This window comes from Micromonospora sp. DT81.3 (genome assembly GCF_049847225.1).
In the GTDB taxonomy this organism is placed as follows: Bacteria; Actinomycetota; Actinomycetes; order Actinomycetales; family Microbacteriaceae; genus Microbacterium.
The window spans coordinates 148,955-162,846 of record NZ_JBNCNY010000008.1 but is presented as its reverse complement, the minus strand read 5'-3'; the positions used below and the strand labels follow the sequence as shown (position 1 = coordinate 162,846).

At 66.9% G+C, this 13,892-nt stretch carries 24 protein-coding genes; all 24 read right to left on the bottom strand.

All coding sequences use genetic code 11. The features are described 5' to 3' along the window. Positions 1 to 143 precede the first annotated feature (143 nt). The 24 genes from ACPW96_RS17560 to rpsJ all read right to left on the bottom strand — a co-directional run bounded on the left by ACPW96_RS17560 (position 144) and on the right by rpsJ (position 13,465). A complete protein-coding gene (locus ACPW96_RS17560; RefSeq protein ID WP_425884555.1) occupies positions 144 to 827 on the bottom strand; it encodes a DsbA family protein in 684 nt (227 codons plus the stop codon). Positions 828 to 888: 61 nt separating this feature from the next. Beyond that, positions 889 to 1,719, bottom strand: coding sequence for a type I methionyl aminopeptidase (gene map, locus ACPW96_RS17555; RefSeq protein WP_425884553.1), 831 nt, complete (start codon positions 1,717 to 1,719; stop codon positions 889 to 891). Position 1,720: 1 nt separating this feature from the next. Beyond that, a complete protein-coding gene (locus tag ACPW96_RS17550; protein ID WP_425884552.1) occupies positions 1,721 to 2,362 on the bottom strand; it encodes an adenylate kinase in 642 nt (213 codons plus the stop codon). Further along, positions 2,359 to 3,681: a preprotein translocase subunit SecY gene (gene secY, locus ACPW96_RS17545; RefSeq protein ID WP_425823165.1), complete on the bottom strand. Its 1,323-nt coding sequence runs from the start codon at positions 3,679 to 3,681 to the stop codon at positions 2,359 to 2,361. The genes ACPW96_RS17550 and secY overlap by 4 nt, the downstream gene beginning before the upstream one ends. Before the next feature lie 96 nt (positions 3,682 to 3,777). Then, positions 3,778 to 4,209, bottom strand: a complete 432-nt coding sequence (gene rplO / locus ACPW96_RS17540; protein ID WP_425884607.1) for a 50S ribosomal protein L15 — start codon at positions 4,207 to 4,209, stop codon at positions 3,778 to 3,780. Between the two features lie 206 nt (positions 4,210 to 4,415). Next, positions 4,416 to 4,601 carry a 50S ribosomal protein L30 gene (gene rpmD / locus ACPW96_RS17535; RefSeq protein WP_325484776.1) on the bottom strand — a complete coding sequence of 62 codons (186 nt, stop codon included), beginning with the start codon at positions 4,599 to 4,601 and terminating at the stop codon, positions 4,416 to 4,418. Continuing rightward, a complete protein-coding gene (rpsE, locus tag ACPW96_RS17530; RefSeq protein WP_425884551.1) occupies positions 4,601 to 5,290 on the bottom strand; it encodes a 30S ribosomal protein S5 in 690 nt (229 codons plus the stop codon). Before rpsE ends, rpmD begins: the two co-directional genes overlap by 1 nt. A gap of 17 nt (positions 5,291 to 5,307) precedes the next feature. Continuing rightward, a complete protein-coding gene (gene rplR / locus ACPW96_RS17525) occupies positions 5,308 to 5,667 on the bottom strand; it encodes a 50S ribosomal protein L18 (protein WP_425823159.1) in 360 nt (119 codons plus the stop codon). Positions 5,668 to 5,669: 2 nt separating this feature from the next. Continuing rightward, the gene (gene rplF / locus ACPW96_RS17520; protein ID WP_425823157.1) at positions 5,670 to 6,206 is read right to left on the bottom strand and encodes a 50S ribosomal protein L6; all 537 of its coding nucleotides are present in this window, start codon (positions 6,204 to 6,206) and stop codon (positions 5,670 to 5,672) included. A 6-nt stretch (positions 6,207 to 6,212) separates the two neighbouring features. After that, complete coding sequence (gene rpsH, locus ACPW96_RS17515) at positions 6,213 to 6,611, bottom strand: 30S ribosomal protein S8 (protein ID WP_325484772.1); 399 nt, start codon at positions 6,609 to 6,611, stop codon at positions 6,213 to 6,215. Between the two features lie 85 nt (positions 6,612 to 6,696). Next, a complete protein-coding gene (rplE, locus tag ACPW96_RS17510) occupies positions 6,697 to 7,287 on the bottom strand; it encodes a 50S ribosomal protein L5 (protein ID WP_425823154.1) in 591 nt (196 codons plus the stop codon). Continuing rightward, positions 7,287 to 7,646, bottom strand: coding sequence for a 50S ribosomal protein L24 (gene rplX / locus ACPW96_RS17505; protein ID WP_425823152.1), 360 nt, complete (start codon positions 7,644 to 7,646; stop codon positions 7,287 to 7,289). Before rplX ends, rplE begins: the two co-directional genes overlap by 1 nt. A gap of 2 nt (positions 7,647 to 7,648) precedes the next feature. After that, entirely contained in the window at positions 7,649 to 8,017 is a 369-nt protein-coding gene (gene rplN / locus ACPW96_RS17500) for a 50S ribosomal protein L14 (protein ID WP_325484769.1), read from the bottom strand. 31 nt (positions 8,018 to 8,048) lie between these two features. Next, positions 8,049 to 8,315 carry a 30S ribosomal protein S17 gene (rpsQ, locus tag ACPW96_RS17495; RefSeq protein WP_425884605.1) on the bottom strand — a complete coding sequence of 89 codons (267 nt, stop codon included), beginning with the start codon at positions 8,313 to 8,315 and terminating at the stop codon, positions 8,049 to 8,051. Between the two features lie 89 nt (positions 8,316 to 8,404). Then, positions 8,405 to 8,716 (bottom strand): 50S ribosomal protein L29, encoded by a 312-nt coding sequence (gene rpmC, locus ACPW96_RS17490; RefSeq protein ID WP_425823148.1) that lies wholly within the window; start codon positions 8,714 to 8,716, stop codon positions 8,405 to 8,407. Next, a complete protein-coding gene (gene rplP, locus ACPW96_RS17485; protein ID WP_425823146.1) occupies positions 8,716 to 9,135 on the bottom strand; it encodes a 50S ribosomal protein L16 in 420 nt (139 codons plus the stop codon). The genes rpmC and rplP overlap by 1 nt, the downstream gene beginning before the upstream one ends. Then, positions 9,135 to 9,905, bottom strand: coding sequence for a 30S ribosomal protein S3 (rpsC, locus tag ACPW96_RS17480; RefSeq protein ID WP_425823144.1), 771 nt, complete (start codon positions 9,903 to 9,905; stop codon positions 9,135 to 9,137). Before rpsC ends, rplP begins: the two co-directional genes overlap by 1 nt. Beyond that, complete coding sequence (gene rplV, locus ACPW96_RS17475; protein WP_425823142.1) at positions 9,905 to 10,327, bottom strand: 50S ribosomal protein L22; 423 nt, start codon at positions 10,325 to 10,327, stop codon at positions 9,905 to 9,907. The genes rpsC and rplV overlap by 1 nt, the downstream gene beginning before the upstream one ends. 21 nt (positions 10,328 to 10,348) lie before the next feature. Next, on the bottom strand, positions 10,349 to 10,630 hold the full coding sequence (gene rpsS, locus ACPW96_RS17470) for a 30S ribosomal protein S19 (protein WP_325484763.1): 282 nt from the start codon (positions 10,628 to 10,630) through the stop codon (positions 10,349 to 10,351). Positions 10,631 to 10,642: 12 nt separating this feature from the next. Continuing rightward, positions 10,643 to 11,482, bottom strand: a complete 840-nt coding sequence (gene rplB, locus ACPW96_RS17465; protein ID WP_425823139.1) for a 50S ribosomal protein L2 — start codon at positions 11,480 to 11,482, stop codon at positions 10,643 to 10,645. 23 nt (positions 11,483 to 11,505) lie between these two features. Continuing rightward, on the bottom strand, positions 11,506 to 11,826 hold the full coding sequence (gene rplW / locus ACPW96_RS17460; RefSeq protein WP_425823137.1) for a 50S ribosomal protein L23: 321 nt from the start codon (positions 11,824 to 11,826) through the stop codon (positions 11,506 to 11,508). Next, positions 11,823 to 12,485 (bottom strand): 50S ribosomal protein L4, encoded by a 663-nt coding sequence (gene rplD, locus ACPW96_RS17455; RefSeq protein WP_425823135.1) that lies wholly within the window; start codon positions 12,483 to 12,485, stop codon positions 11,823 to 11,825. Before rplD ends, rplW begins: the two co-directional genes overlap by 4 nt. Before the next feature lie 3 nt (positions 12,486 to 12,488). Continuing rightward, the gene (rplC, locus tag ACPW96_RS17450) at positions 12,489 to 13,148 is read right to left on the bottom strand and encodes a 50S ribosomal protein L3 (protein WP_425823133.1); all 660 of its coding nucleotides are present in this window, start codon (positions 13,146 to 13,148) and stop codon (positions 12,489 to 12,491) included. Between the two features lie 8 nt (positions 13,149 to 13,156). Continuing rightward, positions 13,157 to 13,465 (bottom strand): 30S ribosomal protein S10, encoded by a 309-nt coding sequence (gene rpsJ, locus ACPW96_RS17445; protein ID WP_030147986.1) that lies wholly within the window; start codon positions 13,463 to 13,465, stop codon positions 13,157 to 13,159. Positions 13,466 to 13,892: the final 427 nt, after the last annotated feature.

The window sequence follows — 13,892 nt, the reverse complement described above, 5'->3', positions numbered from 1 at the left end:
GACTTCCGCGGATCGAATCCGCGGACACGCCGAAAGAGGCGCAAGGCACCAAAGATCAATAGTACGTGATAGTGGATGCCTCGGCAACTCGGCGGCGCGGCCACGTGTCGCCGAGTTCGCCCGCGTGGATGTCTCGCCCGGCGTCAGCCCTGAAGGCGGGCGACGAGGTCCGCCTGCGGGTCGCCGGTGAGGGTGAGCACCTCGTCGTTCAGCACGACCGTCGGAGTGCCGATGCTCTGGGCGCCGGGCGCCACGGGTGTCAGCGGCGTCATGTCGGTGACGTATTTCGAGTACGTGCCGTCGTTCACGCACGCGTCGATGTCGGTGACCCCGACGCCGTCGGCGATCGCCAGGATCTCCTCGTTGCTCAGTCCGGGCGTCGTCTCGGGCGGCTGGTTCTCGTACATCGCCTTCATGAAGGGCAGCGACGCGTCCGCGTCGGCCACCGCCACGCAGTACATGGCGTTGGCGGCGCGCGTCGAGAACTGGGTGCCCTGCGACGCGCGGTCGAGGATCGATATGGGGTGGATGTCGAGGGTGATGGTGCCGTCGTCGATGAGCCCGTCGATGGTGGGTCCGTAGGTCTGCTCGAAGCTGTTGCAGATCGGGCACATGAAGTCGATGTAGGTGGCGAGAGTGTCCGGCCCGTCGCCCACGTGGATCGCCCCGGTCTCGGAGTCGATGTTCGACGCCGACGGCGCTTCGCCGGGCGCCGTCGCCTGGTTGTTCACCACGGCCACGACGATGCCGACGACGACCAGCACCACCACCACGGCCACGCTCACCCAGATCGCGAACCAGTTCGTCTTGCGTCCGTTGGCTACCATCGCTATCCGACCTTCGCTCTGCTGTTCAACGCGTTCATTCTCGCCGCCGTCGTCTCGGCCATCACTGGATGGGAGCCGGAACGACGCCGAACGGCGCCAGCCCCGCTGCCCCGCCGTCGGGCGCCGTCAGCACCCATATCCCGCCATCGTGCACGGCCACGCTGTGCTCCCAGTGGGAGCCGACGGATCCATCGAGGGTCGAGACCGTCCAGTCGTCGTCCTCCACGAACGTCGCGTCGCTTCCGGCGACGACCATGGGCTCGATCGCGAGCACGAGGCCCGGCCGCACCTCCGGCCCCGGATCGGAGACCCGGTAGTTGAACACGGACGGGGATTCGTGCATCTTGCGGCCGATGCCGTGGCCGACATACTCGCGCAGGATGCCGTAGGTGCCCGGCTGATCCTCGATGTAGCCCTGCACGGCGGCACCGACATCCGCCACGTTCGCCGCCGATGCCAGCGAGGCGATGCCCGCCCAGAGCGACCCCTCGGTCACGCGGGAGAGCTCGCGTCGCTCCGCGACCAGTTCGGGCCGCGTCGGGTCATCGAGCACGAAGGTCACCGCCGAGTCGCCGTTCCAGCCGGCGAACTCCGCCCCGCAGTCGATCGAGACGATGTCGCCCGCCTCAAGAGCGCGGTCGCCCGGGATCCCGTGCACCACCTGCTCGTTGATCGAGGCGCAGATGGTGTGGCGGTAGCCGCGCACGAGCTGGAAGTTCGACCGAGCGCCCCGGCCGGTGATGACGGCGGATGCCGCGGCATCCAGTTCGATCGTCGTCACGCCGGGGGCGACCAGCGCGCGCACCGCGTCCAGCGCGGCGGCGGTGATCAGGCCGGGTTCGACCATCGACCGCAGCTGGGCGGGCGACTTGTAGATCGAGCGACGGAGCACGTCAGGCGGCGGCCCGGCGGACGAGCCCGCGGGCCTCGAGCGCCGCGATGATCCGCGTCGTGATGTCATCGAGCGAGCCGACGCCGTCGACGGTGTCGACGATCCCCTGCTCGCGGTAGGCCGCGAGGATGGGGGCGGTCTCCCGCTCGTAGATGTCGAGCCGGCGCGCGATCGCGGCCTCGGAGTCATCGGTGCGGCCCTGCTCGGCGGCGCGGAGCTTGAGGCGCTCGATGCTCTCCTCGCGAGGCACGGCCAGTTCGATCACGGCATCCAGTGCGTCGCCCCGCCCGGCGAGGAAGTCCTCGAGGTGACCGACCTGCGTGGTGTTGCGAGGGTAGCCGTCGAGGAGGAAGCCGTGCGCCGCGTCGTCCTGCGACAGGCGATCGCGCACGATCTCGCTGGTCAGCTCGTCGGGGACGAGGTCTCCCCCGTCCACGATCTCCTTGACCTGCTTGCCCAGGGGCGTTCCTTCCGCGATGTTCGAGCGGAAGACATCGCCGGTGGAGACCACCGGGATGCCGAACTCCTCCGCGATGCGGACACCCTGGGTTCCCTTGCCGGAGCCCTGCGGCCCGACGATCAGGAGCCTGGCGGCCGTCGGGGCCTTGACCTGCCCGGGTTGCTGAGCGTGCCGAACCGTCATCGCAGGAGGCCTTCGTAGTGCCGTTGCTGAAGCTGGGCGTCGATCTGCTTCACGGTCTCGAGGCCGACGCCGACGATGATCAGGATGGACGCCCCGCCGAACGGGAAGTTCTGGTTCGCGCCCACCGCTGCCAGCGCGATGAGCGGGAGCAGGGCGATGAGGCCGAGGTAGATCGAGCCGGGCAGCGTGATGCGGGTGAGCACGTAGTCGAGGTACTCGGCCGTGGGACGACCAGCACGGATGCCGGGGATGAACCCGCCGTACTTCTTCATGTTGTCGGCGACCTCGACCGGGTTGAACGTGATCGCGACGTAGAAGTAGGTGAAGCCGATGATGAGCAGGAAGTACACCGCCATGTACACGGGCGAGTCGCCCGTGGTGAGGTACTGCGACACCCACGTGACCCATCCGGCCGGCTGCTCACCTGGCTGTGGCTGGTTGAACTGCGCCAGCAGGGCCGGGATGTACAGCAGGGACGAGGCGAAGATGACGGGCACGACGCCGGCCATGTTCACCTTGATCGGGATGTACGTGTTGGTGCCGCCGTAGGTGCGGCGGCCGACCATGCGCTTGGCGTACTGCACCGGGATGCGGCGCTGCGACTGCTCGACGTAGACCACGAGCGCAACGACGACGATGCCGACGGCGAGCACGAGGAGGAAGACCTCGAAGCCGCGGGCGGCCCAGATGGCGCCCATGGCACCGGGGAAGGTGGCGGCGATCGACGTGAAGATGAGGAGCGACATGCCGTTGCCGATGCCGCGCTCGGTGACGAGCTCGGCGAACCACATGATCAGGCCCGTGCCGGCGGTCAGCGTGATGATCATGAGCAGCTGCGCCCACCACACGTCGTTGGTGAGCAGCTGATCGCACGCGGGGATGCCGGTGTTGCCGAACAGCTGGCCGCTGCGGGCGACGGTGACGAGCGTCGTCGACTGCAGGAGCGCCAGCGCGATCGTGAGGTAACGGGTGTACTGCGTCAGACGCGACTGGCCCGCCTGACCCTCCCGATAGAGGGTCTCGAAGTGCGGGATGACCACGCGCAGCAGCTGCGTGATGATCGTCGCCGTGATGTAGGGCATGACGCCCAGAGCGAAGATCGAGAGTTGGAGAAGCGCGCCACCCGAGAACAGGTTGACGAGTGAGAGCAGACCATCGGTGGTCGAGCTGGCGCCGATGCACTCCTGCACGTTCGGGAAGTCCACGAACGGAGCCGGGACGTGCGCGCCCAGTCGGTACAGGGCGATGATCGCCAGAGTGAAACCGATCTTCCGACGGAGGTCCGGGGTGCGGAAGATCCGCGCGATAGCGCTAAACAAAAACGTGCCTCCTGACGGACGAGCGGGTGGCTCTCTGAGCGGCCGGAGTTTCGCACTCCGGCCGCTCAGGAAGCTTCACGGGATTCACCCGAAAGCTCAGCCTACTGAGCCCCCAGCTGCCACGATCTTCTGCTCGGCAGAGCCGGAGACCTTGTCAACTGCGACATTCAGCTTAACTGCGATGTCTCCGGTACCGAGAACCTTGACCTTCTCGTTCTTGCGAACGGCGCCCTTGGCCACCAGGTCGCCGACGGTCACGTCGCCGCCCTGCGGGTAGAGCTCGGCCAGCTTCTCGAGGTTGACGACCTGGTACTCGACGCGGAACGGGTTCTTGAACCCGCGCAGCTTCGGGGTGCGCATGTGCAGCGGCATCTGCCCACCCTCGAAGCCGACCCGCACCGTGTTGCGGGCCTTCGTGCCCTTGGTGCCACGGCCGGCGGTCTTGCCCTTGGAGCCCTCACCGCGACCCACGCGGGTCTTGGCGGTGTTGGCACCGGGGACGGGACGCAGGTGGTGGACCTTCAGCACGCCGGGGCGCGCCACGGGGGCGTCGCCCTTCTTCGCCGCGTCCTTCTTGGCGGGGGCCTTCTCGGCCTTGTCCGCGCTGTCGGCCTTGGCGGCCGGCTCCTTGGCGGGCGCCTTGTCGGCGGCCTTCTCCGAAGCCTTCTTGGCAGTCGCCTTGGGGGCCTTCTCCTCCGCCGGGACGGCGGTCTTCTTCTCAGCCTTGTCGGCCATTAGTCGATCTCCTCAACCTTCACGAGGTGGGCGACGGTCTTGACGTAACCGCGCGTCTGCGCGTCGTCGGGACGGACGACCGAGTCGCCGATCCGCTTGAGACCGAGGCTGCGCAGCGTGTCGCGCTGGTTCTGCTTCTCACTCACCTTGGACTTGATCTGCGTGACCTTCAGACGGTCAGCCATCAGGCACCTACCTTCTGGGCGGCAGCGGCGACAGCGTCGGCCTCCGCGCGAACGAGACGCGGCGGTGCGACCTGGTCGAACTCGAGACCGCGACGAGCGGCGACCGCACGGGGCTCCTCGAGCTGCTTCAGGGCGTCGACCGTCGCGTGCACGATGTTGATCGTGTTCGACGAACCGAGCGACTTCGAGAGCACGTCGTGGATGCCGGCGCACTCGAGCACGGCGCGGACCGGACCACCGGCGATGACACCGGTACCGGCGGCCGCGGGGCGCAGCAGCACCACACCGGCGGCGGCCTCACCCTGCACGGGGTGCGGGATGGTCACGCCGACGCGGGGCACGCGGAAGAAGTTGCGCTTGGCCTCTTCGACACCCTTCGAGATCGCGAGGGGAACCTCGCGAGCCTTTCCGTAGCCCACCCCGACGACGCCGTTTCCGTCGCCGACGACGACGAGTGCGGTGAAGCTGAAGCGACGACCGCCCTTGACGACCTTCGAGACGCGGTTGATGGTGACGACGCGCTCCAGGAACTGGCTCTTGTCGGCGTCTCGCGAACCGCGGTCGCGGTTCGGGTTGCGCTCGCGACCACCGCGGCGGGGCTCGCGCTCCGGCTGGGTCTCGGCTGCGGCCTGCGCCTCGGGCGCAGTCTGCTCGGCAGTGCCTGCCACTTCTGTCTCTCCGTTGCTCACGTTATCCACTGCTCCACTCACAGGTTCAGCCCCCCTTCGCGGGCGCCGTCGGCGATCGCCGCGACACGTCCCGCGTAGCGGTTGCCACCGCGGTCGAACACGACATCCGAGATGCCGGCGGCCTTCGCACGCTCGGCGACGAGCTCGCCGACCTTGCGGGCCTTTGCGGTCTTGTCACCGTCGAACGAACGCAGGTCCGCTTCGAGGGTGGACGCCGATGCAAGGGTGAACCCCTTGGCGTCGTCGACCAGCTGGACGAACACGTGACGCGCGGAGCGGGTCACGACGAGACGCGGACGCGCATCGGTGCCGACGACCTTCTTGCGAAGGCGTGCGTGGCGACGCGAACGAGCGTCGGACTTCGACTTGACAGCCATGGTTACTTACCACTCTTTCCGGCCTTGCGACGAACGACCTCGCCGGCGTACCGCACACCCTTGCCCTTGTAGGGCTCGGGCTTGCGGATCTTGCGGATGTTCGCGGCCGCCTCGCCGACGGCCTGCTTGTCGATGCCACTCACGGTCAGGCGGTTGTTGCCCTCGACCGTGAAGCTGATGCCCGCGGGCGGGTCGACGAGCACGGGGTGCGAGAAGCCGAGGGCGAACTCGACCGAGCTGCCCCTCTGGGCCACACGGTAACCGGTGCCGACGACCTCGAGGCCCTTGGTGTAGCCCTGGGTGACGCCGATGATGTTGTTGTTGATGAGCGTGCGGGTGAGGCCGTGCAGCGAACGCGACTCGCGCTCGTCGTCGGGACGGGTGACGAGCACCTGGCCCTCTTCGACCTTCACCTCGATGGGGCTGGCAACGGTGAGCGCGAGCTCACCCTTGGGGCCCTTGACCGCCACATCCTGACCCTCGACCGACACGGTGACGCCGGCGGGGATGTCGATGGGAAGACGTCCGATACGAGACATGGCTGACTACCACACGTAGGCGAGGACTTCCCCACCTACGCCCTTCTGCTCGGCCTGACGGTCGGTGAGAAGACCGGAGGAGGTGGACAGGATGGCGACGCCGAGGCCTCCGAGAACACGGGGGATCTCGGTCGAACGTGCGTACACGCGCAGGCCGGGCTTCGAGACGCGCTTGATGCCGGCGATCGACCGCTCGCGGTTCGGGCCGTACTTGAGCGTCAGGGTGAGGCTCTGGCCGACACGGGCGTCTTCGACGGCCCAATCGGCGATGTAGCCCTCACGCTTGAGGATCTCGGCGATGTGCGACTTGAGCTTGCTCGACGGCATGTTCACGGAGTCGTGATGCGCCGAGTTCGCGTTGCGCAGACGGGTCAGCATGTCTGCGACCGGGTCTGTCATTGTCATGGTTCTATCCTTCGTTCACCAGGTTTCGACGGCCTTTCCGAGGCCGGCGACCTGTGGTGGTGGGTGCCTTGCGGCGGGTGTGCGACTACGCCTGGGCGTCGTCGCTGCGGAACGGGAAGCCGATGTGACGGAGTAGCGCGCGGCCCTCGTCATCCGTCTTCGCGGTCGTGACGATCGTGATGTCGAAACCACGGACCCGGTCGATCTTGTCCTGGTCGATCTCGTGGAAGACCGCCTGCTCCTGCAGACCGAACGTGTAGTTGCCATTGCCGTCGAACTGCTTCGGCGACAGGCCACGGAAGTCGCGGATGCGCGGCAGCGCCAGCGAGGTCAGACGGTCCAGGAACTCCCACGCGCGGTCGCCGCGAAGCGTGACGTGCGCGCCGATGGGCTGACCCTCGCGGAGCTTGAACTGGGCGATCGACTTGCGGGCCTTGGTCACGACGGGCTTCTGGCCCGTGATCTTGGTCAGGTCGTCGACGGCGCCATCGATCACCTTGCCATCGCGGGCAGCCTCACCGACACCGGTGTTGACGACGACCTTGACGATGCCGGGGATCTGGTTGACGTTGACGTACCCGAACTCGTCCTGCAGCTTCTGCTGGATCTCGGCCCGGTACTTCTGCTTCAGGCGCGGCTGGATCTTGCCAGCCGGCGCGGCAGTCGTGGTGCTCATCACAGGTCCTTACCTGACTTCTTGGCGTAGCGAACGCGAACGGTGCGCTTCACGCCGTCCTTCGTCTTCTCCTCGACGCGGTGGCCGACGCGGGTCGGCTTCTTGGTCGAGGGGTCCACGAGCTGGACGTTGGAGATGTGGATCGGGGCTTCGAAGGTCTCGATGCCGCCGGTCTTGGTGCCGCGCTGGGTCTGGCCGACGCGGGTGTGCTTGGTGACGTAGTTGACGCCCTCGACGAGAACGCGGTTCTGCTCGGTCAGGACCTCGAGGACCTTGCCCTGCTTGCCGCGGTCGCCGCCGCGCTCGGGCTTCGCGCCCGAGATGACCTGAACGAGGTCACCCTTCTTGATTTTCGCCATGACTAGATGACCTCCGGTGCCAGCGAGACGATCTTCATGAACTTCTTGTCACGAAGCTCGCGGCCGACCGGTCCGAAGATGCGGGTGCCGCGGGGCTCCCCGTCGTTCTTCAGGATCACGGCGGCGTTCTCGTCGAACTTGATGTACGAGCCGTCGGGACGACGTGTCTCCTTGACGGTGCGGACGATGACGGCCTTGACCACATCGCCCTTCTTGACGTTGCCGCCGGGGATCGCGTCCTTGACCGTTGCGACGATGGTGTCACCGAGACCGGCGTAGCGGCGGTGTGAACCACCGAGCACGCGGATGGTGAGCAGCTCCTTCGCGCCGGTGTTGTCGGCGACCTTGATGCGGGATTCCTGCTGAATCACTTCTACTCCTTAAGGGCAAGCGGGCCGGGGCCTACTTGGCCTTCTCCAGGACCTCGACGAGGCGCCAGCGCTTGGTGGCGCTCAGCGGACGCGTCTCGTTGATGAGCACGAGGTCGCCGATGCCGGCGGTGTTCTGCTCGTCGTGGGCCTTGACCTTCGACGTGCGACGGATGACCTTGCCGTAGAGAGGGTGCTTCACGCGGTCCTCGACCTCGACGACGATCGTCTTGTCCATCTTGTCGCTCACGACGTAGCCGCGGCGGGCCTTGCGGTACCCGCGGGCGCTCACGTCGCGCACGTCGTGGGCGGCCGACTCATGACCGGACTCGACGACGGGCGCCTCGACGCTCTCGGCGGCCGCAGCCTTCTTCTCAGTGGTCTCAGCCATCACTCGGCCTCTTCCTTCACGGCCTCGTCGGCATCCGCCTTCTTGGCCTTCGTCTTCTTCGCCTTCGTCGCCGTCTCCACGGGGGCGGGCGTGGCACGGATGCCGAGCTCGCGCTCACGGATGACGGTGTAGAGCCGCGCGATGTCGCGCTTGACGGCGCGGATGCGGCCGTGGCTCTCGAGCTGGCCGGTGGCCGACTGGAAGCGCAGGTTGAACAGCTCTTCCTTGGCCTTGCGCAGCTCCTCGACGAGGCGCTGGTCTTCGAACGTGTCGAGCTCGCTCGGGGCGAGCTGCTTGGTGCCGATCGCCATTACGCGTCGCCCTCCTCGCGCTTGATGATGCGTGCCTTCAGGGGCAGCTTGTGAATGGCACGGGTGAGGGCCTCACGAGCGAGTTCCTCGTTGACGCCAGCGACCTCGAAGAGGACGCGACCCGGCTTGACGTTTGCGACCCACCACTCCGGCGAACCCTTACCGGAACCCATGCGGGTCTCGGCCGGCTTCTTGGTGAGCGGACGGTCGGGGTAGATGTTGATCCACACCTTTCCACCGCGCTTGATGTGACGCGTCATCGCGATACGAGCGGACTCGATCTGACGGTTCGTCACGTAAGCGGGCGTGAGGGCCTGGATGCCGAACTCACCGAAGCTGACCTCGGTGCCACCGGTCGCCTGACCCGAACGGCCGGGGTGGTGCTGCTTGCGGTACTTGACCTTGCGGGGGATCAGCATTACGCCGGCGCTCCTTCTGCCACGGGGGCCTCGTTGCGGGGGCCGCGCGGGGGACGACGGTCGCCGCGGTCGCCACGGTCGTCACGACCGCGGGACTTCGGCGCGTTGGCCTGCTCGCGCGCGAGCTCCTTGTTGGTGAGGTCGCCCTTGTAGATCCAGACCTTCACGCCGATGCGGCCGAAGGTGGTCTTCGCCTCGTAGAAGCCGTAGTCGATGTTCGCGCGCAGCGTGTGCAGGGGCACACGACCCTCGCGGTAGAACTCGGACCGGCTCATCTCGGCGCCGCCGAGGCGGCCGGAGACCTGGATGCGGACGCCCTTGGCGCCTGCGCGCTGAGCACCCTGCAGGCCCTTGCGCATCGCGCGGCGGAACGCCACGCGGGCGCTGAGCTGCTCGGCGATGCCCTGGGCGACGAGCTGGGCGTCGGCCTCGGGGTTCTTGACCTCGAGGATGTTCAGCTGGATCTGCTTGCCGCTGAGCTTCTCGAGGTCGGCGCGGATACGCTCGGCCTCGGCTCCACGACGACCGATCACGATGCCCGGGCGGGCGGTGTGGATGTCGACGCGGACGCGGTCGCGGGTGCGCTCGATCTCGATGTTGCTGACGCCGGCGCGGTCAAGCGTCGTCTGCAGCAGCTTGCGGATCTTGATGTCCTCGGCGACGTAGTCGGCGTAGCGCTGTCCGGGCTTCGTCGAGTCCGAGAACCACCGCGACACGTGGTCAGTGGTGATGCCGAGGCGGAAGCCGTACGGGTTTACCTTCTGTCCCATTACTTGCTCGCCTTCTTGGTCTTGGTGCCTGCGGCTGCTGAGCTTGTCGACCCTTCGACAAGCTCAGGGACCGAAGGTGTTGCCAGCACGACCGTGATGTGGCTCGTGCGCTTCTTGATCTGGAACGCGCGACCCTGTGCGCGGGGGCGGAAACGCTTGAGCGTCGTGCCCTCGTCGACGTAGACGTTCGCGATGAAGAGATCGCGCTCGTCCAGGTACTCGCTGTCCTTGTCGGCCTTCACCCGTGCGTTCGCGATCGCGGACTCGACGAGCTTGTAGATCGGCTCGCTCGCGGACTGCGGCGCGAACTTCAGGATCGCCAGTGCTTCCTGGGCCTGCTTGCCCTTGATGAGCGCGATGACACGACGAGCCTTCTGAGGGGTCACGCGGATGTGTCGCACTCGTGCGATGGACTCCACCATTTCTCTCTCCTCCTCGGTCGCCTAGCGGCGACGGCCCTTCTTGTCGTCCTTCTCGTGGCCGCGGAAGGTGCGGGTGGGCGCGAACTCGCCCAGTTTGTGGCCGACCATGGTCTCGGTCACGAACACGGGGATGTGCTTGCGCCCGTCGTGCACGGCGATCGTGTGACCCAGCATGGCCGGGATGATCATCGAGCGGCGTGACCAGGTCTTGATGACGTTCTTGGATCCCGCCTCGTTCTGCGTGACTACCTTGCGAAGCAGGTGGTCATCGACGAAGGGGCCCTTCTTGAGACTGCGTGGCATCTTCCTCTACTCCTACTTGCGCTTCTTGCCGGCGGTACGGCGACGCACGATGTACTGGTCGCTTTCCTTGTTGGCGTGACGGGTGCGGCCTTCCTTCTGGCCCCAGGGGGTGACGGGGTGACGTCCACCGGACGTCTTGCCCTCACCGCCACCGTGCGGGTGGTCGACCGGGTTCATGGCGACACCGCGGACGGTCGGGCGGATGCCCTTCCAGCGGTTGCGGCCGGCCTTGCCCCAGTTGATGTTCGACTGCTCGGCGTTGCCGACCTCGCCGATCGTCGCGCGGCAGCGGGCATCGACGTTGCGGATCTCGCCCGAGGGGAGGCGCAGCTGCGCGTACGGGCCGTCCTTCGCCACGAGGCGAACCGACGCACCGGCCGAGCGGGCCATCTTGGCGCCGCCGCCGGGGCGGAGCTCGATCGCGTGGATCACGGTACCCGTGGGGATGTTGCGCAGCGGCAGGTTGTTGCCCGGCTTGATGTCGGCGCCGGAACCCGACTCGACGACATCGCCCTGCGACAGCTTGTTCGGCGCGAGGATGTAGCGCTTCTCGCCGTCGGCGTAGTGCAGGAGCGCGATGCGCGCGGTGCGGTTGGGGTCGTACTCGATGTGAGCGACCTTGGCGTCGATGCCGTCCTTGTCGTTGCGACGGAAGTCGATGACACGGTACTGGCGCTTGTGGCCACCGCCGATGTGGCGCGTGGTGATGCGGCCCTGGTTGTTGCGGCCACCGGTCTTCGGCAGCGGGCGCAGCAGCGACTTCTCAGGCGTCGATCGTGTGATCTCGGCGAAGTCAGCCACCGACGAACCGCGGCGACCCGGGGTCGTGGGCTTGTACTTGCGAATAGCCATTGTTTAGTCCTTCGTCCCGACCGTCAGCCGACTGCCGTGAAGATGTCGATGGTTCCCGAGCGGAGTGTCACGATCGCGCGCTTGGTGTCCTTGCGCTTTCCCGTGCCGAAGCGGGTGCGGCGGGCCTTGCCGACGCGGTTGATCGTGTTGACCGACGCGACCTTGACCCCGAAGATCTTCTCGATGGCGAGCTTGATCTCGGTCTTGGTGGCGCGGGGGTCCACGAGGAACGTGTACTTGCCCTCGTCGATGAGCCCGTAGCTCTTCTCGGACACGACCGGCTTCAGGATGACGTCGCGCGGGTCCTTGTTGAGAGCCGTGTGCAGGACGGAGTCGGTGCTCATTCGGAGACCTCCTGGCTGGTGACGGCCTTCGATGCGACGAACGCGTCGAAAGCGGCCTTGGTGAAGACGATGTCGTCCGAGACGAGCACGTCGTAGGCGTTGAGCTGGTCGAAGGGCAGCACGTGCACGTACGAGAGGTTGCGAACGCTCTTGACGGTGATCTCGTCGCCCCGGTCGATGACCACGAGAACGCGCTTGGTGGCGCCGACGCCGGCGAGGAACGTGGCCGCCGCCTTGGTGGAGGGAGCGTTCTCGATGCCGAACGAATCGACGATGTGCAGACGCTCGCCGCGGGCCCGGTCGCTGAGCGCGCCGCGCAGGGCGGCCGCGATCATCTTCTTGGGGGTGCGCTGCGAGTAGTCGCGCGGCTTGGGACCGTGGACGATGCCACCGCCCGTCATGTGCGGCGCGCGGATGGAGCCCTGACGGGCGTTACCCGTGCCCTTCTGCTTGAAGGGCTTGCGGCCGGCGCCGGAGACCTCGCCGCGACGCTTGGTCGAGTGCGTGCCCTGGCGAGCCGCCGCGCGCTGCGCGACGACGACCTGGTGGATCAGCGGGATGTTCGTCTTGGCGTCGAACACCGCGGCGGGGAGCTCTACCGAGCCCGCCTTCTTGCCGTCGGTGCCGCGGACGTCAAGCGCAAGAGTCTGGTCAGCCATGGACTAGGCCCCCTTCACTGCGTTGCGGACGTAGACGATGCGGCCGCGGGCACCGGGGACGGCGCCCTTGACGAGCAGCAGACCCTTCTCGGCGTCGACGGCGTGCACCGTGAGGTTGAGGACGGTGACGCGCTCGCCACCCATGCGGCCGGCCATGCGCATGCCCTTGAAGACGCGGCTGGGCGTCGACGAGGCACCGATGGAACCGGGCTTGCGGTGGTTGCGGTGCGAACCGTGCGACGCCGAGACGCCCTTGAAGTTGTGGCGCTTCATGACACCGGCGGTGCCCTTGCCCTTGCTCGTGCCGACGACGTCGACGAGCTGGCCGGCCTCGAACGTGGCGTCGACCGTGAGCTCCTGGCCCAGCGTGTACTCAGCGGCATCCGCGGTGCGGATCTCGGTGAGGTGACGACGGGGGGTCACGCCGGCTGCCTCGAAGTGGGCGGTCTGCGGCTTGTTCACCTTGCGCGGGTCGATCTGGCCGTACGCGATCTGCACGGCGTTGTAGCCGTCCTTCTCGGGCGTACGGATCTGCGTGACCACGTTCGGTGCGAGTTCGATGACGGTGACGGGAACGAGCTTGCCGTTCTCGTTCCACACCTGGGTCATGCCGAGCTTGGTGCCCAGCAGTCCCTTGGAGATCTTGGAGTTGATGTCAACCATGTCGAACCTCAGAGCTTGATCTCGATGTTGACATCGGCCGGGAGGTCGAGGCGCATCAGCGAGTCGACAGCCTTGGGCGTCGGGTCGACGATGTCGATCAGACGCTTGTGGGTGCGCATCTCGAAGTGCTCGCGGCTGTCCTTGTACTTGTGGGGCGACCGGATGACGCACACGACGTTCTTCTCGGTCGGAAGCGGCACGGGACCGACGACGGTCGCGCCCGCACGGGTCACGGTGTCGACGATTTTGCGCGCCGACGAATCGATGACCTCGTGGTCATACGACTTCAGGCGAATGCGGATCTTCTGTCCCGCCATTGTCTGCTCTCTCTCTTCTCGCGTCATACCGGCCCGGTCCTCCGACAAGCTCGGGACTTCGGGGGCATCGGACGCATGGTGGCGCTCGCGCGCCAGTGCACTCGTTTGCTGCACCACTGTTCTGCTGTCAATCCGAGCGCCGCGGGGCTCTCGGCAACCGGCTCCCCCGCACGCGGAAGTCTCTCCCGGAAGGAGGGTGTCGGTTGTGGCTTTGTTCTTGCTGCCCGCGGCCTAGGACCTCGCGCTCTCGCGCCGCCTATGCACTGCCCTGGCAGTGATCCGGTACACGCCGCGCTTGCACAGCACAGCGGCCACCGGAATGTGGAACCTGTCTAGTTTGCCATGCGCAGAACCACCATGCAAACCCGGGCGTGTCGCGACGGCGTGTTGCGGGGCAAGCTCACAGGATCGCACAGCCGGTGCGCGA

Coding starts and splice junctions, on each gene's coding strand:
- ACPW96_RS17560 (WP_425884555.1), bottom strand. CDS start 827: ATGGTAGCCAACGGACGCAAGACGAACTGGTTCGCGATCTGGGTGAGC.
- ACPW96_RS17550 (WP_425884552.1), bottom strand. CDS start 2,362: ATGACGGTTCGGCACGCTCAGCAACCCGGGCAGGTCAAGGCCCCGACG.
- rpmD (WP_325484776.1), bottom strand. CDS start 4,601: ATGGCTGACCGTCTGAAGGTCACGCAGATCAAGTCCAAGGTGAGTGAG.
- rplR (WP_425823159.1), bottom strand. CDS start 5,667: ATGGCTGTCAAGTCGAAGTCCGACGCTCGTTCGCGTCGCCACGCACGC.
- rplF (WP_425823157.1), bottom strand. CDS start 6,206: ATGTCTCGTATCGGACGTCTTCCCATCGACATCCCCGCCGGCGTCACC.
- rpsH (WP_325484772.1), bottom strand. CDS start 6,611: ATGACAATGACAGACCCGGTCGCAGACATGCTGACCCGTCTGCGCAAC.
- rplE (WP_425823154.1), bottom strand. CDS start 7,287: ATGAGCACCACGACTGCCGCGCCGGCTGGCAAGATCCAGCCGCGCCTG.
- rplX (WP_425823152.1), bottom strand. CDS start 7,646: ATGGCGAAAATCAAGAAGGGTGACCTCGTTCAGGTCATCTCGGGCGCG.
- rpmC (WP_425823148.1), bottom strand. CDS start 8,716: ATGGCGATCGGCACCAAGCAGCTCGCCCCGAGCGAGCTCGACACGTTC.
- rplP (WP_425823146.1), bottom strand. CDS start 9,135: ATGCTGATCCCCCGCAAGGTCAAGTACCGCAAGCAGCACCACCCCGGC.
- rpsC (WP_425823144.1), bottom strand. CDS start 9,905: ATGGGACAGAAGGTAAACCCGTACGGCTTCCGCCTCGGCATCACCACT.
- rplV (WP_425823142.1), bottom strand. CDS start 10,327: ATGGTGGAGTCCATCGCACGAGTGCGACACATCCGCGTGACCCCTCAG.
- rpsS (WP_325484763.1), bottom strand. CDS start 10,630: ATGCCACGCAGTCTCAAGAAGGGCCCCTTCGTCGATGACCACCTGCTT.
- rplB (WP_425823139.1), bottom strand. CDS start 11,482: ATGGCTATTCGCAAGTACAAGCCCACGACCCCGGGTCGCCGCGGTTCG.
- rplW (WP_425823137.1), bottom strand. CDS start 11,826: ATGAGCACCGACTCCGTCCTGCACACGGCTCTCAACAAGGACCCGCGC.
- rplD (WP_425823135.1), bottom strand. CDS start 12,485: ATGGCTGACCAGACTCTTGCGCTTGACGTCCGCGGCACCGACGGCAAG.
- rplC (WP_425823133.1), bottom strand. CDS start 13,148: ATGGTTGACATCAACTCCAAGATCTCCAAGGGACTGCTGGGCACCAAG.
- rpsJ (WP_030147986.1), bottom strand. CDS start 13,465: ATGGCGGGACAGAAGATCCGCATTCGCCTGAAGTCGTATGACCACGAG.